The following is a 20,302-nucleotide window of genomic DNA, read 5'->3' as shown; positions in this document are numbered from 1 at the left end:
TCAGCCGCAGGTGCGGGCCGTGTACGGGGACTGCAGGGTGGCGCCGCCGGCCGTCGCGGTCAGCGTGCCCGCCGGGACGGACGTGGCGCGGGTGGTGAAGGCGTGGGTCGCGTTCGCGCCGGGGGCCGCGGTCAGCGTGGGCGAGGTGCCCCAGGCCGAGCGGATCACGACGGACAGCGGCGAGGTGCCGGTGTTCTTCACGACTCCGGTGACGACGACCTTGCCTGCTACGCAACGGGTGGACGACGTCAGGGTCGCCGTCGCCGCGGACACGACCACCGTCGCGGTCACCCGCACGGCCGTCGAACTGGAGAGCACGCGGTTCGGCGCGTTGTACGCGGTCGATCCGCCCGCTCCGACCCACTGGTTGTCGTTCGCGCCGATGGTGCGCACGACTCCGGTGACCGGGTAGCGGCCGGGAGCGGTGCCGACGGAGGACGTGTCCCAGGTCACCGGCTGCGAGGCGGTGCCGCGGTCGTAGGCGAGGACGACGTCGGCCCGGGCGGGCAGCGCGGCGACGGAGCCGACCTCGCCGAGGTCGGAGCGCACGGCGGTCGCGGCGTCGGCCGCGCGCACCTCGGTGTACTGACCGGCGGTGAGCGAGACGATGCCGCCGTGCTTGGTCGACGGCGCCAGCGAGAAGCCGGGGTCGTTCAGCTGGGTCCAGCCGGCGTCGAGGTCGGTGGTCACCATCGGCCGGTAGCCGGTCGAGGGGATGACGTCGACGTAGAGGTACCAGCGGTCGGCGTCGTGGTCCTTGAAGACCGCGGGCCCCTCCACTCCCCCGGCGTTGCCGCCGGCCCAGACGGCGCCGATGCGGTCCTGCAGCTGCGTCCACGCGGTGGACGGCAGCCACCACTGCTTCGCGGTCGTGGACTCCATGTAGATGCCGCGGCCGGTGCCGTTGTCCTTCGAGATGCGGTAGGTCGTGCCGCCGTCCTGGATCATCGTCGTGTCGATGACGTCGGCGCCGGTGTCGATGAAGGTGCCGCCGTAGGAGTACGTGGCCTGGGTGAAGTCGGTGGTCGCTCCCCAGAGCACCCGCGAGGCGCCGGTGCCGGGCGTGTGCGCGGCGTTCGGGTACACGGTCGAGGACCAGTAGACGACGAACGCGCCCTTGCCCGCTCCGTTGTAGTCGGCGACCCAGGTGGCCTCGGGCGCCCACATCATGCCGGCCTCGAGCTGCTTCGCGCCGGCCGCATCGAGCGCGACGTCGAACTGGCGCAGGTCGCTCCAGGAGACGAGGTCGCTCGACTCCCAGACGTTCATCTTCGTGCTGCCCTGCGTGGTCCAGTAGCACCAGGTGGTGCACGAGCCCGAGCCCTGGTCGCCGCCGAAGACGCGGAGGTCGGTGGCGATGATGTAGTACTTCTTCGTCTCGGGGTTGTAGGTGAGGTACGGGTCGCGGACGCCGGTCGTGCCGAGGTCGGACGCGAGGATCGGCTTCCCGCCGTTCAGCGGGTCCCACTTCTCCGGGTCGTCGCCGCGGGAGACGTCGAGGTAGATCTTCTCGGCGTAGCCCTGCGCGTCCTCGACGAAGTGCACCATCAGATAGCCGTAGGGGGTGTCGACGCCGACCTGCGGCTCGACGGTGACGGCGACGGCACGGGACTGCGCGACGCCGCGGATCGACGCGGTCGCGGTCAGCGACGACGTGCGGGCGGCCTGGCCCGCGGCGGGGCGATCGGTGGCGAGCGTGCGGCCGTCGGCGGAGACGCGGAGGGTGGGGTCGTTCGAGGCCCAGGTCACGGTGCCACCGTAGTCGGGCAGGTTCGTGGTCGATTCGTCGATGGTCAGCGCAGTGACGCCGTCGAGCACGGCCGCGGTCAGCGGCGCGAACGACGAGGCGTGCAGCTTCGCGTCGACGGTCGACACGGTCGCGACCTCCTCGCCGGTGAGGGCGCGGTCGTAGACGCGGAACGTCGACACCTCCCCCTTGAAGAAGGGGTCGGGGTAGGGCGCGCGGCCGATGGCGTTCAGCGACTGGTCCGCCACCGAGGCGGGCCGCAGCGCGGTGGGCGCGGAGGCGACGCGGGTGCCGTCGACGTAGAACGAGATCGTGCCGGCGGCGCCGTCGATCACCGAGCTGAGGCTGTACCAGCGGTCGGCCGCGATGCCGGACGCGCTGCGGGCGTTGTTCTCGCCGCCGCCGCCGGTGGTCGTGATCGCGGTGCGCACCTTGTCGCGCACAGAGGCGAACCAGTACTGCGAGGTGCTGTCGCTGCCGATGTTCCAGAGGAAGTGGAAGTTCGAGAGCATCGAGGCGTCGGCGCGGGTCTCGATCGTGACCGTCCCTGACGTCTTGCCCGTGAGCAGGTCGTCGGGCAGCTCGACCCAGGGGGCAGCGCTGGTCTTCGCGCCGCCGGTGAGACGGAGTGACGTGCCGGTCCAGAGCGCGTCCGTCCCGTTCACGACGCGCGCGGCTCCCACAGCTCCGCCCGCCGAGTTGGGGACGGTCGCGCCGGTCGTCTGGCTGAAGCGGTAGTCGGCGAGGAGGCCGGCGGTGGGGACCGCGGCGTCGGCGGCCGTCGCGGTGGGGGCGACGAGGCCGGCGGCGAGCACCGCCCCGAGGCCGAGGGCGGCGAGGGCCGCGCGGAAGGGCGCGCGGCGGGTGGGGGTGGGCATGGTGCTCCTTTGCACGGGGGGCGGGTGTGTGGTGGGTGGGTCTCGATACGCCCGCTGCGCGGGTTACTCGACCAGCAAGAAAAGGGGGCGCCCCATGCTGGTCGAGTAGCCGCGCAGCGGCGTATCGAGACCCCGGTCGTCAGCAGGTGATCGCGGGGTAGGCGGCCGACTGCGTGGCCGCGCGGCCCGCGTCGTCGACTCCGGCGCCCGTCACCGAGGCCGAGCCGGCGGCCAGCGCCGGCTGGCGCACCGTGAAGCTCGCCGTGGCGTTCTTCCCGCCGGCGACCGCCGGGAAGGTCTTGGTGCCGGAGGCGGTGGTGACGGTGATGTCGGCGGGCAGGTCGTCCGCGTTCTTCACGGTCGTGGTGAGCACCGGCTTGCCCGCGACGCAGCGCACCGACGAGGTGGCGGCGAGCTGCAGAGCGACCGGAGCGGCCGGCGCACCGAGCGAGACGCGGAAGCGCTGGCAGTCGTTGTTCAGCACGCTCCACTGGCCGATCCGGGTGCCGTTCTGGTCCGAGCAGTTCGACAGGTCGAGGGCCTTGCCGCTGTGCGCGGCGCGCAGCTCGACGGTGCCGTCGTTGCCCGGGCGGAGCCGCCAGCTGCTGCCGGTCACGCCACACGCGCCCTGCGTGACGGTCGCGCCGTCGGCGGTGGAGCCTCCGGTGACCGCGAGGCACTTGGCCGCGGCCGAGACGGGGTGCAGCTCGACGGCGCCGTCCGCGGCGGCCGTGAACGTCACGCGCTGGCACGGCGAGCCGAGCCACTCCCGCTGCTGCAGCACCGCGCCGTCGGCGGTGGAGCAGTTCGGCAGGTCGAAGGCCTTGCCGGTGACCAGCGAGGTGACGGCGACCGCGCCGACCGGGCGCAGCGCCCACTCCTGCGAGGCGGCGGCGCTCGGCGTCGACTGGCGGATCGCTCCGGAGACCGCGTCGAGCGCCTTCTCGCCCGTGCGGTTCGTCAGCGTCGAGTAGCCGCCGGAACCCGGAGCCACCCTCCACTGCTGGCAGGAGGTGGTCAGCCACGCGGACTGCTGCAGCGACGCACCCGAGGCGGTCGAGCAGCCGACCGGCCCGAGCGACTTCCCGCTGCTGGCGTTCACGATGCGCACGAAGCCGTCGCCGGTGCTGTCGAGCGTCCAGCTCGCGCGGGGCGTGGCGCAGGAGCCCTGCACGACGCCGGCGCCGTCGCCGCTCTGGGCGGAGGACACGGTGGCGCAGAGGCCGGTGCTGCGGCTGACCAGCTGCCAGGGCGCACCATCGACGCGGGCCGTGATCGGCGCGTTCTCGCCGCTGGGCACGGGGATCCGGGCGGCGGTGCCGAGCGGCGTGCCGAAGTCGGGCTCGCCCTCGGCGGTCCAGTCCACGAGGTGCGCGCGGGCCGAGCGCTGGCGGCTGCAGCCGTCGTTCGGGCCGGGGTTCGCGTGGTACAGGTTCCAGGTCTCGGTGCCGTCGGGCGAGTCGAAGAAGTCGTTGTGGCCGGTGCCGTACTCGCCGTTCGCCTTCGAGAAGACCGGGCCGTCGCTCTTGGTCCAGGAGGAGGCGAGCACGGGGTCGCCGGTGCCGTCGTACTCGAGGGTGCCGAGCTGGTAGTCCTCGGTGCCGCAGAAGCTCGCCGAGTAGACGATCCAGGTGCGGCCGTCCTTCTGCAGCGGGATCGGACCCTCGTTGACCGGCATGCCGATGGTCTCCCACGGCTCGACCGGCTCGGACAGCACGTTCAGCGGGCCGACCGCGGTCCACGGGTCCGACATCCGGGCGATGTAGTTGCTCTGCAGCCCGTTGCCCGGCTGGAACGCCGACCAGGTCATGAAGAGCTCGCCGTTCAGCTGCAGGTAGGCGCCGTCGATGTTCCAGGAGTCGACCGGGACCGGCCGGCCCTTGTAGCTGTACGGGCCCATCGGGTCGTCGCCCGCGCTCTCGATCACCTGGAGGTGCTGGCCGTCGAAGTTCCCGGCGGTCCCCATCGTGTACATCAGGTACCACCGCCAGCCGTTCGGGCCCTCGAGCCGCTGCAGCTCGGGCGCCCACATGTTCGCGTTCCGGCCCGGGTTCGTGTCGGAGTAGACGGTCACCGGAGTCGCGGTGCCGAGCGCCGCGAGCGTCGGCGCCTTGCGCATCACCACGCGGTTGTCCCAGGTCGTGGCGACGAGGTAGTAGTTCCCGTCGTGGAACTCGATCGTCGGGTCGGCCGTGTCCGGCTCGAGCGGATTCGTGAAGGTCGACTCGCCGATCGCGGCCGCGGGGCTCGCGGCGGCCAGCGGCAGCGCCACGATCGCCGCCAGCAGGATCAGGAGACCGGCGATCAGCCGGCGGCGCAGGCCCGGTGCGGGCGCGGTCAGGTGCATGGATGACTCCGTCGTCGATCGTGATGCGGGCGCCCCGTCGGGCCGCGAGAGCGCGGCCCCCAAGGCCGGGGCGAGAATTTGTTCACGGTAACAGCGGCAGTTGCGCAAGGTCAAACCCCTCCGAGCAGCCCTTCCCCGGCTCCTTCCCACCACTGGGGCGAAACGTTTCGCTTCCGCCCTTGATCCCTCCCGCACACCCCGCCTAGAGTCCGAGGCGAACGTTTCGTGCGATCGGAGATCCCCCATGTCAGCGCAGACCCTCTCCTGGCGCGCCGGGCCGCTCGAGCTCGAGTTCCGCCGCTCCCCCGACGCCCCCGTGAGCCTCGTGCGACTCGTCTCCGGCGAGCTCGAGATCCGCTTCGAGCACGCACTGCCGCTGGTCGGGATCCTGACCGCCGGCCGGGGCCACGTCACCTCCACCGACCGGCTCGTGCAGACCGCGATCGGCGACTCCCTCCGCTACGTCTCGCACGAGGCCGGGGGCGAGGGCGGGGGCGGGGCGACCGTCCTTCGGATCGTCTCGGCGAGCGCCGACGGCCTGCGCGCCACGACCACGATCGACGCGCTCGGCACCGCCCTCCGCGCGAGCACGACCGTCGAGAACGCGGGCACCGGGCCGGTGCTGCTCACCGCCGTCACCAGCTGGGCGATGCCGCTCGGCACCCGGCTGGACGTCGGCGCCGCCGCCGACCCGGCCGCGGACTGGGAGCTGCTCGAGGGCCGCAGCGAGTGGCTGGGCGAGGGCCGCTGGGAGGCCCGCGAGCTGCGCGCACTCCTGCCCGACCTCCATCCGGAGCACACCGAGCAGCCCCCGCGCGAGTCGGTCGTCCGCACCGCGACCGGCACCTGGTCGACCGGCGGCGCCCTCCCGCTCGCCGCGCTCCGCTCACGGCGGCAGGACGTCACCTGGCTCTGCGAGGTCGCGCACAACGGCCCGTGGCGCTGGGAGGCCGGCGAGCAGATCGGCGACGCCTACCTCGCCGCCTCCGGCCCCACGGACCGCGACCACCAGTGGTCCGTGCTCCTCGCGCCCGGCGAGTCCTTCACCTCGGTGCCGGCGCTCGTCGCCGTCGGCACCGGCCTCGAGCACGCCGCCGCGGCCCTCACCCGGGCGAAGCGGTCGGCCCGGCGCGCCCACCCCGACGACCGCCGCCCCGCGCTGGTCTTCAACGACTACCTGAACACCCTCGGCGGCGACCCGACGACCGCGAAGCTCCTGCCGCTGATCGCCGCGGCGGCCGAGGTCGGCGCCGAGGTGTTCTGCGTCGACGCCGGCTGGTACGCCGAGACCGAGTCCTGGTGGGACACCGTCGGCGAGTGGACGCCGTCGACCCGGCGCTTCCCGGGCGGACTCGGCGAGGTCGTCGACGCGATCCGCGGCCACGGCATGGTGCCCGGGCTCTGGCTCGAGCCCGAGGTGATCGGCACCGGCAGCCCGCTCGCCCGGTCCCTGCCCGACGGGGCGTTCCTCTCCCGCTCGGGGATCCGGGTGGAGGAGAGCGGCCGCCACCACCTCGATCTGCGCCATCCTGCAGCCCGTGCGCACCTCGACGAGACCGTGGACCGGCTCGTCCGCGAGTTCGGCATCGGCTACGTCAAGCTCGACTACAACATCGATCCGGGCCCCGGCACCGACCGCGACGCGACGAGCGCCGGCGCGGGACTCCTCGAGCACTCCCGCGCGCACCTCGCCTGGATCGACGGCGTGCTCGACCGCCACCCGCAGCTGATCCTCGAGAACTGCGCCTCCGGGGCAATGCGCGCCGACTCCGCGATGCTCTCCCGGCTGCAGCTGCAGTCGACCTCCGACCAGGAGGATCCGCTGCTCGCGCCGCCGATCGCCGCAGCGGCCCCGCTCTCGATGCTCCCCGAGCAGGCCGCGAACTGGGCCTGCCCGCAGCCGGAGATGAGCGACGAGGCGATCGCCTTCACGCTGGTGACGGGCCTCGCGGGCCGGCTCCTCCTCACCGGCCACCTGGATCGGATGACGGCGCAGCAGCGCGCGCTCGTCGCCGAGGCCGTGCGCACCGCCGGCGAGCTCCGGGCGCACCTGGTCGCGTCGGTGCCGCTCTGGCCGCTCGGCCTGCCGGGCTGGACCGACCGCTGGGTCGCCTCCGCGCTGCGCGGACCGGACGCGATCTCCCTCTCGCTCTGGGACCGCGGCGACGACGCGGGCGAGACGACCCTCGCGTTCCCGAGCCTCCTCGGCCGCGCCGTCGAGGTGAGCACGGCCTTCCCCGCCGGGCTCCCCGCCTGGCGCACGAGCTGGGACGCGGGGACCGGACTCCTCACCGTCCGCTCCGTCGCCGGCGAGCCGGGAGCGCGGTCGCTGATCCTGAGCGTCACCGGCTGAATCGCCCCGGAGCCGATCCCCGGGCCCGCTTGACTATGCTGAACGGACCCGCGATGTCGAGCCCTCGTCATCCCGCCGCACCGAGGGTGCCCGGCTCTCCCCTCAGGGGAGCGGAGGAGGTCCGCGCCATGGCCGATCGGCCCAACCTCCGGCATGTCGCCGCGGTCGCCGGCGTCTCGCACATGACGGTCTCCCGCGTGCTCAGCGGGCACCCGAACATCAAGGAGTCGACCCGGCAGAAGGTCCTCGAGGCCGTCTCCGAGCTCGACTACCGCCCCAACATCGCGGCGCGCTCGCTCGTCACCCAGCGCACCGACCGCATCGGCGTGATGATCGAGAGCGGCGCCGAGTTCGGCCCGTCCAGCACCCTCCGCGCCATCGAGCGGGCCGCGCGCGAGAAGGGCTACTCCGTCACCTCCGTCGCGCTGCGCGACGACCAGGACATGAGCCCCGTCGACGCGATCCGGCACCTCTCCGGCCTCGGGATCGACGCGCTCTGCGTGATCGCGCCGCGCTCCTCCTCCGTCGCGACGCTCCGCACCGTCGAGATCGGCGTGCCGACGCTCGTCGTGAAGTCCGACAAGGACGCGAACTTCCTCACCGTCTCGGTCGACCAGCAGGCCGGGATGAGCCAGGCGGTCGACCACCTGGCCTCGCTCGGCCACCGCGACGTGCTGCACATGTCCGGCCCGCTCGACTGGCTCGACGCCCGCGCCCGCGAGCGCGCCTTCCACAGCCGGGCGAAGGCGTGGGGGATGCGCGAGCGCCCGATCGTCATCGGCGACTGGACTCCGGACTCCGGCTACGAGTTCGCCCGCAGCCTGCAGTCGGTCCCGGAGTTCACCGCGATGGTCGTCGCGAACGACGAGATGGCGCTCGGCGTCATCCACGGTCTCGTCGAGCGCGGCATCCGCGTGCCGCAGGACGTCAGCATCGTCGGCTTCGACGACCTGCCCACCGCCCGGCACTTCCTGCCCCCGCTGACCACGGTGCGGCAGGACTTCGACAAGCTCGGCACCACCGTCGCCGAGGTGATCCACGCGCGGATCCGCGGCCAGGAGATCCCGCAGCGCACCCGCATCCCCACCGAGCTCGTGGTGCGCGAGTCGACGGCGCCGCCCCGCAGCTGACGCTCGCGACCGGCGCTCGCGTATCATCGGCGGCACCCCTGGCGCGACGCTCCCCCGGCGCCGCCCCGCACACGAACCGAGGACGGCACGTGTCAGTTCAGTCGACGACGACTCCCGCACGCCCCGGTCCCGCACGCCCGGACCCGGTCGTGGAGATGACGGGCATCCACGTCTCCTTCTCCTCCGGGCCCGCGCTGGCCGGTGCGCGGCTGCGCCTCGTGCCGGGCGAGATCCACGGCCTGATGGGCGAGAACGGCGCGGGCAAGTCCACGCTGATCAAGACGCTCACCGGGATCCACCAGCCCGACGCCGGTGAGATCGTCGTCGACGGCGTCGCCCGGCGCTTCAGCGGACCGGCCGACGCGAAGGCCGCCGGCATCACCGCGGTCTTCCAGGACGAGCGGCTGACCGACAACCTCAGCATCGGCGAGAACGTGATGATCGGGCACGAGATCCGCGGGCGCCTCGGCATCTCCTGGTCGCGCACCCACGCGCGGGCGGCCGAGATGCTGGCCGAGCTGGGTCTCGAGGACCTCGATCCGCGCCTCCCGCTGCGCTCGCTGTCGCCCGCGATCCGGCAGCTGGTCGCGATCGGCCGCGCGATGGTCGACCGGCCGCGGGTGCTGATCCTCGACGAGCCGACCTCGAGCCTGGACCTCGGTGATGTCGCCCGGCTCTTCACGGTGCTGCGGCGGCTGCGCGGCCAGGGCGTCGCGATCGTCTTCGTCTCGCACTTCCTCGAGCAGGTGCTCACCCTCAGCGACCGCATCACCGTGCTCCGCGACGGCTGCACCGAGGGCGAGTACCCGGCCGGGCGGATGGACCGGGCCGAGCTGATCGCGAAGATGATCGGCAAGGACATCGACGCGCTCCGGCAGATCGGCTCCGACCGCCGCGAGCACCGCCGCCAGCCCACCGGCCCCGCGATCTACCGCGCGGTCGGCATCGGCCGCCGGGGCGCCGTCTCCCCCACCGACATCGAGCTGCACCGCGGCGAGATCGTCGGCTTCGCGGGCCTCCGCGGCTCCGGACGCACCGAGCTGGCGTCGCTGCTCAGCGGCGTCGAGCGGCCGGACAGCGGCGAGGTGCTGATCGACGGCGAGCACGCGGACATCGTCGACCCGGTGTCGGGGCTGCGGAACCGCATCGCGCACTCCAGCGAGAACCGCCGCGAGGACGGGATCATCGGCGACCTGTCGCTGCGCGAGAACCTCGTGCTCGGGCTGCAGGCGCTGCGCGGCTGGGCGCACCCGCTGTCGGCGGCCGAGACCGACACGCTCGTCGCCACCTACGTCGAGGCGCTGAACATCACGCCGGCCGACCCCGACCTGCCGGTGAAGTACCTCTCCGGCGGCAACCAGCAGAAGGTCGTCCTGGCGCGCTGGCTCGCCACCCGGCCGCGCCTTCTGGTGCTCGACGAGCCGGCCCGCGGCATCGACGTCGCCTCGAAGGTCGAGATCCAGGCGCACATCGCCCAGCTCGCCAAGGAGGGCGTCTCCATCGTCTACATCTCCTCCGAGCTGGAGGAGGTGGTGCGCCTCAGCGACCGCATCGTCGTCTTCAAGGACCGCGAGAAGATCGGCGAGGTCAGCAACGGCCCCTGGCTCACCGTCGACACCATCGTCGAGATGATCGCCGCCGACACGACGGACGACGACGCCACCGACGACGGCTGGTGACCCGGGGTCTCGATACGCCGCTACGCGGCTGCTCGACCAGGGTGGGTGAGTCGGCCGGGCAGGTGGTTGACCCCTGTGAAACGTCTCACGTAGGGTGGCGCGGGACCGGGGAAAGCGCATTCCTGCATCCCGGACCATCGATGCCGAGGGATTCAATGCCGAATTCACGTCCGTTCCGTCCGACCACCGCCGCCGGGGCGCTCCGCTCCGGCCTCGGCCTCGCGCTCGCCGCGGGGCTCGCGCTGACCGGCGCATCCGCTGCCGCAGCGCAGACCACCGCGCCGCCCGCCGTCCCCGCCAACCCCGTCCTCACCGCGCAGCTCGAGGACCTCGACCGCGGTGTCGTCGCGCTCGCCTCGCCCGACGGCGGCGTCTTCGTCAGCTGGCGGCTGCTCGCGACGGAGGTGACCGGCTCCTCCGACAGCGGGATGGTCGGCGCCGACTTCGCCGTCTACCGCGGGGCGGAGCGGATCGGCGTCGTCACCGACAGCACCAACCTGCACGACCCGGTGGGCGCGCCCGGTGACGAGTACCGCGTCGTCCCGCTCGTCGACGGCGAGCCCGGTGAGCCCAGCGCGCCGGCCGTCGCCTCCGCCGACGCGTTCGAGACGCTGCCGCTGCAGAAGCCGGCCGACGGCGTCACCCCGGCCGGCGAGGCCTACACCTACAGCGCCAACGACATGAGCGTCGGCGACATGGACGGCGACGGCGACTACGAGTACGTCGTGAAGTGGTACCCCTCGAACGCGAAGGACGTCTCGCAGAAGGGCTACACCGGCAGCACCTACCTCGACACCTACGAGGCCGACGGCACGCTGCTGCACCGCATCGACCTGGGCGTGAACATCCGCTCCGGCGCGCACTACACGCAGTTCCTCGTCTCCGACTTCGACGGCGACGGCCGCTCCGAGATCATGACGAAGACCGCGCCGGGCACGACGATCCTGCCCGGCGGCGACACCGCCCGCGCCGAGTCGATCACGCTCCTCCCCGAGGACGTCGCCGCGGGCGTCACCCCGCAGGACGACTACCGCCTCTCCGCCGCCGGCTACCGCGAGCACCTCATCGAGGTCTTCGAGGGCTGGGGCACCCGCGAGGAGGTCACCTCCGGCCAGTGGCCCGCGACGCTCGAGGAGGCGTTCGGCATCGCGCCGACGCACGCCTACCCCCTCGACCGCGCCGGGGCGACGGAGCTCGCCGACTACTTCATCGACGTCTACGCGCCGAGCCGGAGCGACCGCAACGACCTCACCACCTTCGAGGGCTTCATCCTGACCGGCCCCGAGTACCTCACGGTGTTCGACGGCGAGTCCGGCGAGGAGCTGCAGACCGTCGCCTACGAGCCGGCCCGCGGAGACGACGGCCTGCTCTGGGGCGACTACGCCTACTCCCGGATCGAGCCGGGCAACCGCAACGACCGCTTCCTCGCAGGCGTCGCCTCCTTCGACGGCGAGACGCAGTCCGCCGTCTTCGCCCGCGGCTACTACACCCGCGCGGTCGTCGTCGCCTACGACTGGGACGGCAGCGAGCTCTCGCAGCGCTGGGTCGCCGACAGCGGTCACGTCCCGCTGACCAACCCCTTCAACGACACCCCGCACGGCCGCGAGGGCACCAGCCCGGAGTGGGCGACGCTCACCACGCAGGGCTTCCACTCGCTCAGCGCGGCGGACGTCGACGGCGACGGCCGGCAGGAGATCGTCTACGGCTCCGCCACCCTCGACGACGACGGCAGCCTGCTCTACAGCTCCTACGACACCCTGCCCGAGGGCAGCAGCGCGCCCGGCACCGAGGCCAAGCTCGGCCACGGCGACGCGATGCACGTGACCGACATCGACCCGGCGAACCCCGGGCTCGAGATCTTCTCCGTGCACGAGGGCGGAGTCGGCGCCCCCTACGGCTACGCGCTGCGCGACGCTGCGACCGGCGAGGTGCTCTTCGGCGCCTACTCCGGCAAGGACACCGGCCGCGGGATGATCGGCGACATCGATCCCGCGATCCCCGGCCAGGAGGTCTGGGCGATCGGAACGCTCTCGGCGAGCGGCGAGCCGCTCGACGGCGGGGACCCCGCCGAGCAGCCCGGCACCAACCAGAGCATCCGCTGGGCCGCGGACATGACCACGCAGATCGTGGCCAGCACGACGATGCAGGACGCGACGCCCGTCACTCCGACGATCGTCACCGGTGACGGCACGGTGCTGCTCTCGGCCGAGGGCACGGTGACGAACAACGGCACGAAGGGCAACCCGTCGCTCGTGGCGGACGTGCTCGGCGACTGGCGCGAGGAGCTGCTGCTGCCGACCGCGGACTCGAGCGCGATCCGGATCTACTCGAGCACCGAGGTCACCGACCGCAAGCTGACCACGCTGATGCACGACCCGCAGTACCGGGTCGAGGTCGCGCGCCAGCAGACCGCCTACAACCAGCCGTCGTACACCTCGTACGGCCTGGCGAGCGACATCGACTGGTCGACCGTGCCCGTGCTCGCGCAGGAGGGGACGGAGCCGGTGCCGACGCCGACGCCGACGCCGACGCCGGAGCCGACCGCCACCGCCACCGCGACGCCCGTGCCGATGCCGACCGAGACCGCGCCGCCCGTGGTTCCGGCGCCGGGCGATCCCGCGCCCGGCCACCCCGCGCCGCACGAGCCCGCGCCCGTCGCCGGCCCCGACGGCGACCTGGCCGCCACCGGCACAGACCTGACGCTGCTGCCGCTCGGAGCGCTCGCGCTCCTGCTCGGCGGCGGGGCGCTGCTCCTGCGCCGTCGCGCGACGCTCAGCGCGTAGCGAGCCCCTGCTGGTCGAGTAGCCGCGCAGCGGCGTATCGAGACCCCACCCTCTGCACACGGTGCATCTCGATACGCCCGCACGCGGGCTACTCGATCAGCATGAAGCGGGCACCCTCAGGGAGTTGCGCGGCGGGCTAGCCGGCGAGCAGCTTCAGCGACGGGGCACGGCCCTTCTCGATGTGGGTGAAGGCGATCGACTCGGCGAGACGGTCGTTCCCGGAGAGGATCGCCTCGAGCAGTCCCTGGTGCTCGTCGGACTGCTGGTGCTGGTCGCGCGCGGAGGTCAGATAGAACAGCCACGTCATCCGCCCGCTGACCGCCCGCATCAGCGAGCCGAGCAGTGCGCTGCCGGCGATGTCGACGATCGCCTCGTGCACGATCGTGCTGGTCTCGGCGACGAGCAGCCAGTCCTCGCTGTCGAGCGCCCGGTGCTCGGCTGCGATGGCCTCGTGCAGCGGCTCGGGTGACACGCCCTCTGCGACGCGCCGGGCGGCCAGGCGGGCGGCGAGCGTCTCCAGGCTCAGGCGCACGTCGAACAGCTCCGTGACATCGGCGGTGGTCCACTCCGTGACGCGCGAGCTGCGCCGCGGCAGGGTGCGCACGAAGCCCTCGTTCTCGAGCTGCGGCACCGCCTCGCGGATCGGCAGCCGCGACACCTTCAGCTCGCTCGCCAGCGTCGACTCGACCAGCCGCGACCCCTGCGGATACCGGCCCAGGATGATCTCGCGGCGGAGCGTGCGATAGGTCTGCGCCGTCAGCGACTCCTCGGGGGCGATGCCGGTCACGCGGGCCTCCTTCGCTCGGCTCCCCCTATTCAACCGGGTCGGCGGCGCGACCGTCACCGGACGGCCCGCGTCTCGACCTCGACACCGAGGGCCGCGCGCTCAGCCCGGGCGAGCACGTGGGCGCCCGCAGCCAGATCCTGCAGGCCGATGCCGACACTGTTGAAGACGGTCACATCGTCGCGCGACGAGCGGCCCCCGGTCCGGCCGGTCAGCACCTCCCCCAGCTCCGCCACGTCGGCGGGCCGGAGACCGGAGCGGCGCACGTTGTCCGACTCGGAGAAGGCGATCCCGCGGGTGTCGACCACGACCCGGTCCGCCCGCGCGAAGACGTCGGCGCCGAGCTCGCGGTAGCCGTGTCGAGGCGGCGACCCGACCGCGTTGACATGCACGCCATCGGTGAGCCAGGCCGCGTCGAGCAGCGGCTCGACCGACGGCGTCAGCGTGCACACGACGTCGGAGCCGCGCACCGCATCCGCCAGACCCTCGGGAGCCGTCGCCGACACGCCGTTCGCGACGAGCTCCGCGGCGAGCGCCGTGGCGCTGGAGCCCGACGGCGACCAGACCCGCACCTCCTCGAGCTCGACCACCGAGCCGAGGGCGAGCGCGTGCTCGCGGGCGAGCGGACCGGCGCCGACCAGGGTGAGGATCCGGGAGTCGGGACGGGCCAGGGCCGAGGTCGCGAGCGCCGAGACCGCCGCCGTCCGCAGGCGCGTCAGCGCGCGGCCGTCGATCAGTGCCAGGCACTCCGCGGTGTCGGCGGAGTAGAGCGAGACCGTCGAGCGCTGCGGCGGCAGCCCGCTCGCGCGGTTGCGCGGGGCGTCGATCAGCAGCTTCACCGAGGCGAGACCGAGGTACGGCGCGAAGGCGACCATCGGGACGGCGGCGGGGCCGTCGGCGCTGGCGTCCCCCGGGATCCGCAGGGCCTCGGGGACGGGCTGCACCGCGCCGCCACTGGCGAGCGCCCGGTGGGCGTCGGCGAGTGCGGCGATCAGACCGGGCCACTCGGTGAGCGCCTCGCACTCCTCCGACGTGATGATGCGTGTCGACATGTGATCCTCCTGCGCTCATTCTGTATGCACTGACCGCCCGACCGCATCATCGTGATCAATCGCAGGCGTCGTCCTTTTGGTATCCAGAACGAGTGGCAACGCACCAAATACCGGCTTTTAGGCACGTTTCGGAGGTCGGAAGGATACTAATCGGCGCAAAAGTGTTTACACCCCGGAAACCTCCGGAGACGCGCACGAAACAGAGAAGGCGCAATTCTGTATACCGACAGCACCACGGACACCCACTCGAACGGAGGCGGCGCGATGGGCCCCTACCTCGTCAGACGACTCGCCCAGGGTCTCGCGACGATCTTCGCCGTCGTCACGATCGCGTTCGGCCTGGGCCGCCTCAGCGGCAGCCCCGCGGCGCTCCTGCTCACCGAGAACGCGACACCCGAGCAGATCGCCGACCTGAACCAGCGCCTCGGCTTCGACCTGCCGCTCTGGCAGCAGTACCTCCGCTACCTCGGCGGGCTCCTCACCGGCGACTTCGGCGACTCCTACCGTCAGGCGGGCGTCTCGTCGATGCAGCTGGTGCTCGAGCGGCTGCCCGCATCGCTCTCGCTCGGCGCGGTCGGCCTGCTGCTCGGGCTGGCGCTCGCACTGGTCGCCGGAGTCGTCATCCAGCTCACCCGCTCCCGCGGGCTCCGCGCCCTCTCGCTCGGCCTCGGCTCGACCCGCCAGGCGATCCCCGACTTCTTCTTCGGCCTGCTGCTGGTGCTGGTGCTGTCGGTCTGGCTGGGCCTGCTGCCCTCGCTCGGCAACCGGGATCCGCTGGCGATCATCATGCCGGCGCTCACCATCGCGACGGGTCAGTTCGTGCTCTACACGCGCCTGCTCGACAACGCGCTGACCGAGCAGTCGACGCAGGACTACGCCCGCACCGCCTTCGCCCGGGGCGAGAACCGCTTCCGTGTGGTCGTCGGCGAGCTGCTCCCGAACGCGTTCCTCCCCGTGCTCACGGTCGCCGGCATCAGCCTCGGCTCGTTCCTCGGCGGCCTGGTGATCGTCGAGAACGTCTTCGCCTGGCCCGGGATGGGGCAGCTGATGCTCGGCGCGGTGTACTCCCGCGACTTCCCGGTCGTCCAGTCGGGTCTGATCGTCGTCGCCCTGCTGTTCATCCTCGCCAACCTGCTCGTCGACGTCGTCTCCGGGCTCATCGATCCCCGAGTGAGGCTCGCATGACCACCACCGAGATCATCCGCACCGGCGCCCTGCGCGCCGGCATCACCACGGCCTTCGCCCGCGGTCGCCGCGTTCCCGCGCTGCAGGTCCTCGGGGCGGCGATGGTCGGCTCGATCGTCCTCTTCTCGCTCGTGTATCCGCTGCTGCCGGGCTACGACCCGTTCGCGCAGGACCTCTCGAGCGTCCTCGCCGCGCCGGGCGCGTTCGCCGAGCACTGGCTGGGCACGGACGCGCTCGGGCGGGACGAGGCCAGTCGGCTCGCGCTCGCCGGCCGGGTCACCCTCGGGATCGTCCTGCTGATCGTGGTCGTCAACAGCCTCGTCGGCATGGCCGTCGGCACCTGGTCGGGCTACGTCGGCGGCAGGACCGACAATGTGCTGATGGGGCTCGCCGACATCCAGCTCGCGATGCCCGTGATCCTGGTGCTGATCGCCCTCGCCGCCTCGCTCGGCCCGAGCGTCTGGCTGATGATCACGGTGCTCGCCGCCACCTATTGGGTCGGATACGCGAGGGTCGCCCGGAGCACCGCGATGGCGCTGCGCGACCGCGACTTCGTGCTCGCACCGCGCCTGCAGGGAGCGGGCGGGCTGTGGACCGTGCGGCGGCACATCGTGCCGAACGTCGCGGTGCAGATGATGATCCTCGCCTCCAGCGACATCGGCGCGGTCATGCTGCTGACCTCCTCCTTCGACTTCCTCGGTCTCGGCGTGCAGGCGCCGACACCGAGCTGGGGCCTGATGATCAGCGAGGGCCAGGACTACGTCCGCCAGGCGCCGCACCTCGCGATCATCCCCGGCGTCGCGATCTTCCTCACGGTCGCCGGCACCAACCTGCTGAGCCAGCGCTTCACCGCCGAGGGCTCGGCCACCACTGTCCGACGCACGTCACGACGATCCGTGAAGCGGAGCCTCCGATGACCACCACCGCCTCCCCCGAGGACCGTGCGGTCCTCCTCGACGTCCGGAGCCTCAGCGTCGGCTACACCGATGAGCACGGCGACACCGTCGTCCTCGTCGACCGCGTCTCCTTCACCCTGCACGAGCGGGAGGTGCTCTGCCTCGTGGGCGAGTCGGGCTCGGGCAAGAGCGTCACGATGCTCGCCGTGCTCGGCCTGCTGCCCGAGGGCCTGGAAGTGCTCGACGGCACCGTGCACTACCGCGGCCGCGACGTCCTCGGGATGCCGGAGCCCGAGCTGCGGGGTCTGCGCGGCAGCGAGCTCGCGATGATCTTCCAGGACCCGATGACGGCGCTCAACCCGGTCAAGCGGGTGGGCGGTCAGATCGGGCGGGCCCTCCGGGTGCACGACCGCGCGCTCGGGCGCGCCGAGGTGCGCCGCCGCGTGACGGGACTGCTGACCGATGTCGGGGTCCCCGAGCCGGAGCAGCGCGCTCGCCAGTACCCGCACCAGTGGTCGGGAGGCATGCGGCAGCGCGCCGTCATCGCGATGGCGATGGCGAACGAGCCCTCGGTGCTCATCGCCGACGAGCCGACGACCGCGCTGGACGTGACGATCCAGGCGCAGATCATGACCGTCCTCGGCACCGTGCGGGCGAAGACCGACGCGGCGATGGTGCTCATCACGCACGATCTCGGCCTCGTGGCCGAGGTCGCCGATGCGGTCTGCATCCTCTACTCCGGTCGCGTGGTCGAGCGGGGCTCGGTCTGGGACGTCTTCGGCCGGCCCGCGCACCCGTACACGGCGGGGCTGCTCGGCAGCCTGCTCTCGGCCGAGCGCGACTCCGGCGATCGGGTCTACGCGATCCCGGGCTCGCCGCCGTCGCCGCAGAACCGCCCCCGCGGCTGCCCTTTCGCTCCGCGCTGCGAGCTGCCCGCGAAATCCGAGCTCTGCACACAGCTCGAGCCGCTGCTCGAGGACCTCGGCCGCGACCGCTGGGCCGCCTGCCACTACGCGCAGCAGACCCCGCGCTTCGCCGCGGAGGTGACCGCGTGAGCGCCCCGGCACTGAAGGACGCCGTGCTGAAGGTCGACGACCTGCACGTGCGGTTCACCCAGCGCACGGGCCTGCGCTCGCGCCGCGTGATCGAGGCCGTCAAGGGCGTGTCGTTCGAGCTCGCGCGCGGCGAGACCCTGGGGCTGGTCGGCGAGTCCGGCTGCGGCAAGTCGACCCTCGTCCGCACGGTCTTCGGCCTGAACCCGGTGGCGAGCGGCTCGATCGAGGTGCTCGGGCGCCGGCTCGACACCCTCTCCAGCCGCGAGCGCCGGAGCGTGCAGAACCGGATGCAGCTGGTGTTCCAGGATCCGTACTCGGCCCTGAACCCGAGGCTGACGGCGCACGAGATCGTGGCGGAGCCGTTGCGCATCGCCGGCCGCTACTCCCGCGACCGCGTGGTCTCGCTCCTCGACGACGTCGGCCTCGGGACCGACGCGCTGGAGCGGCGTCCCGGCCAGTTCTCGGGCGGACAGCGCCAGCGGATCGGCATCGCCCGTGCTCTGGCGCTCGAGCCCGACGTGCTGGTGCTCGACGAGCCCGTCTCCGCCCTGGACGTGTCGGTGCAGGCGCAGGTCATCAACCTGCTCAAGGACCTGCAGGCCGCCCGCGGGCTCTCCTATCTCTTCATCGCCCACGACCTGGCGGTGGTGCGCTACCTCTCCGATCGGGTCGCGGTGATGAACCGCGGCGAGTTCGTCGAGGTCGGCACCCGCGATCAGGTGTTCGGCGCCCCCGCGCACCCCTACACGCGCTCGCTCCTCGACTCCATCCCTCTCTCCGATCCCCGGCAGCGGCCGAACGCGCCGGCCGCCTCCCCTCAGCCCGTCTCCACCCTCAGCGAAGGAACCCACCGCTCATGACCCGGAACCGCGCCACCTCGACCCTCGCCCTCACGACGATCGCCCTCGCGATCGCCGCTCTCACCGGCTGCTCGGGAGCCTCGAGCGCCTCGGCCGACCGCGACCTCGTCATCGGCCAGGTGGCCGAGCCGGAGAGCGCGCCCGACCCGATCATGGACGGGTCGCTCGCGGGCTACAACTACTACTACAACGTCTTCGACCAGCTGACGAAGCTCGATGCGGACGGGGCGATCGAGCCCTCACTCGCCACCGAGTGGACGCCGAGCGAGGACCTCACGACGTGGACGTTCACGCTCCGCGACGACGCGACGTTCTCGAACGGCGACCCGGTCACGGCCGGCGACGTGGCGTTCACGTACAGCACGATCCTGGCCTCGCCGGACTCCGACAACCTCGGCTACATGGGCGTCCTCCAGTCGGTCGAGGCGACCGACGACACCACCGTCGTCTTCACCCTGAACGCCCCGTTCTCGCCGTGGCCCTCGATCACCACCGCGATCTCGATCGTGCCCGAATCGGTCTACACCGAGCTCGGCTCCGAGGGCTTCGCCGCCGCTCCCGTCGGCAGCGGGCCGTTCCGCTTCGTCAGCTACACCCGCGGCGTCGAGTACGTCATCGAGCGGAACCCCGACTACTGGGGCGAGGAGCCCGAGGTCGAGAAGGTCACCTTCCAGACCGTCGGCGACTCCGACGCACGGCTGAACGGCGTCTCGTCGGGAAGCCTCGACATCGCCCTCATCTCGCCCAACCAGGTCGACTCGCTGAGCGGGAGCGGTGTCGACGTCGCCTCGCGCACGGCGAACGGCGTCACCTTCCTCGGGATGAACTCGAGCACCGGAGTGCTCGCCGACCCCCGCATCCGCCAGGCGATCGGGCTGGCCATCGACAAGCAGTCCCTGGTCGACGGCGTCCTCAGCGGCCGCGCGGTCCCGAACGACCAGATCGTGGCGCCGGACGTGGCGGGCTACGCCGACCTCGACGCCACCGAGTACGACCCCGACGCCGCGAAGGCGCTGCTCGCCGAGGCCGGCTACTCGGGCGAGACCATCCCTCTCCAGTACGCGACGGAGGGGCGCATCCCCCTGTCGTCCGAGATCGCCCAGGCGATCGGCGGCTACCTCGAGGCGGCGGGCATGACGGTCGAGCTGAAGGGCACCGACCAGGCGAGCCTGTCGAACATCATCTACGGCACCGTCTCGGTCGAGGGGCTCTATCTCAACACCTGGGCGCCGTCGACGATGGACGGCGACATGCCGGCCACGAACCTCTTCGCCGGCGGCCAGAACGACTACGCGAAGTCGCCCGAGCTCGCCGCCCTGGTCGAGGAGCAGCGGACCGTGACCGGCGACGAGCGCACCGCGGTGTTCGGCGAGATCGCGCAGACCAACATCGACAACGCCTTCATCGCACCACTGTTCACCCCGGACGCCGACTACGCGGTCGCCCCCGGCCTCGACTGGACGCCCCGCGCCGACGGCGAGTACGTGCTGAGCGACGTGACGTTCGCCGACTGACCCGTGACCACCACTCCTCGCATCCGAAAGGCTCCGCCC

General features: G+C 72.3%; 13 protein-coding genes. 9 read left to right on the top strand and 4 right to left on the bottom strand.

Features of this window, described 5'->3' with window-relative positions; genetic code table 11:
* Positions 1-2,625 (bottom strand): LamG-like jellyroll fold domain-containing protein, encoded by a 2,625-nt coding sequence (locus tag MT350_RS18730; protein ID WP_243599732.1) that lies wholly within the window; start codon positions 2,623-2,625, stop codon positions 1-3.
* A gap of 139 nt (positions 2,626-2,764) precedes the next feature.
* Positions 2,765-4,972, bottom strand: coding sequence for an RICIN domain-containing protein (locus MT350_RS18725; protein WP_243599731.1), 2,208 nt, complete (start codon positions 4,970-4,972; stop codon positions 2,765-2,767).
* A 244-nt stretch (positions 4,973-5,216) separates the two neighbouring features.
* On the opposite strand from MT350_RS18725, the gene MT350_RS18720 reads away from it, so the two are divergent.
* The 4 genes from MT350_RS18720 (at position 5,217) to MT350_RS18705 (ending at position 12,917) form a co-directional block, all read left to right on the top strand.
* Entirely contained in the window at positions 5,217-7,325 is a 2,109-nt protein-coding gene (locus tag MT350_RS18720; RefSeq protein WP_243616418.1) for a glycoside hydrolase family 36 protein, read from the top strand.
* Positions 7,326-7,453: 128 nt separating this feature from the next.
* Complete coding sequence (locus tag MT350_RS18715) at positions 7,454-8,455, top strand: LacI family DNA-binding transcriptional regulator (protein ID WP_165908983.1); 1,002 nt, start codon at positions 7,454-7,456, stop codon at positions 8,453-8,455.
* 155 nt (positions 8,456-8,610) lie between these two features.
* Complete coding sequence (locus MT350_RS18710) at positions 8,611-10,134, top strand: sugar ABC transporter ATP-binding protein (RefSeq protein WP_243616459.1); 1,524 nt, start codon at positions 8,611-8,613, stop codon at positions 10,132-10,134.
* 155 nt (positions 10,135-10,289) lie between these two features.
* Positions 10,290-12,917, top strand: coding sequence for a rhamnogalacturonan lyase (locus MT350_RS18705; protein WP_243616417.1), 2,628 nt, complete (start codon positions 10,290-10,292; stop codon positions 12,915-12,917).
* Positions 12,918-13,053: 136 nt separating this feature from the next.
* On the opposite strand, the gene MT350_RS18700 is transcribed toward MT350_RS18705, so the two are convergent.
* Entirely contained in the window at positions 13,054-13,704 is a 651-nt protein-coding gene (locus MT350_RS18700; RefSeq protein ID WP_160086803.1) for a GntR family transcriptional regulator, read from the bottom strand.
* 53 nt (positions 13,705-13,757) lie between these two features.
* Positions 13,758-14,753 (bottom strand): ornithine cyclodeaminase family protein, encoded by a 996-nt coding sequence (locus MT350_RS18695; protein ID WP_243599728.1) that lies wholly within the window; start codon positions 14,751-14,753, stop codon positions 13,758-13,760.
* A gap of 264 nt (positions 14,754-15,017) precedes the next feature.
* Between MT350_RS18695 and MT350_RS18690 the strand changes: the two genes are divergently transcribed.
* The 5 genes from MT350_RS18690 to MT350_RS18670 are packed head-to-tail and all read left to right on the top strand — an operon-like array spanning position 15,018 to position 20,263.
* Positions 15,018-15,938, top strand: coding sequence for an ABC transporter permease (locus tag MT350_RS18690; RefSeq protein ID WP_160086799.1), 921 nt, complete (start codon positions 15,018-15,020; stop codon positions 15,936-15,938).
* Positions 15,935-16,855, top strand: a complete 921-nt coding sequence (locus MT350_RS18685) for an ABC transporter permease (protein ID WP_160086797.1) — start codon at positions 15,935-15,937, stop codon at positions 16,853-16,855. The genes MT350_RS18690 and MT350_RS18685 overlap by 4 nt, the downstream gene beginning before the upstream one ends.
* Entirely contained in the window at positions 16,852-17,889 is a 1,038-nt protein-coding gene (locus tag MT350_RS18680) for an ABC transporter ATP-binding protein (protein WP_160086795.1), read from the top strand. Before MT350_RS18685 ends, MT350_RS18680 begins: the two co-directional genes overlap by 4 nt.
* Positions 17,886-18,749, top strand: coding sequence for an ATP-binding cassette domain-containing protein (locus MT350_RS18675; protein ID WP_208543728.1), 864 nt, complete (start codon positions 17,886-17,888; stop codon positions 18,747-18,749). The genes MT350_RS18680 and MT350_RS18675 overlap by 4 nt, the downstream gene beginning before the upstream one ends.
* Positions 18,746-20,263: an ABC transporter substrate-binding protein gene (locus tag MT350_RS18670; protein ID WP_160086793.1), complete on the top strand. Its 1,518-nt coding sequence runs from the start codon at positions 18,746-18,748 to the stop codon at positions 20,261-20,263. The genes MT350_RS18675 and MT350_RS18670 overlap by 4 nt, the downstream gene beginning before the upstream one ends.
* Positions 20,264-20,302 lie beyond the last annotated feature (39 nt).

It is taken from the genome of Rathayibacter sp. VKM Ac-2928, from assembly GCF_022815545.1.
Lineage (GTDB): Bacteria > Actinomycetota > Actinomycetes > Actinomycetales > Microbacteriaceae > Rathayibacter > Rathayibacter festucae.
This window is presented reverse-complemented; position numbering and strand designations above follow the sequence as displayed.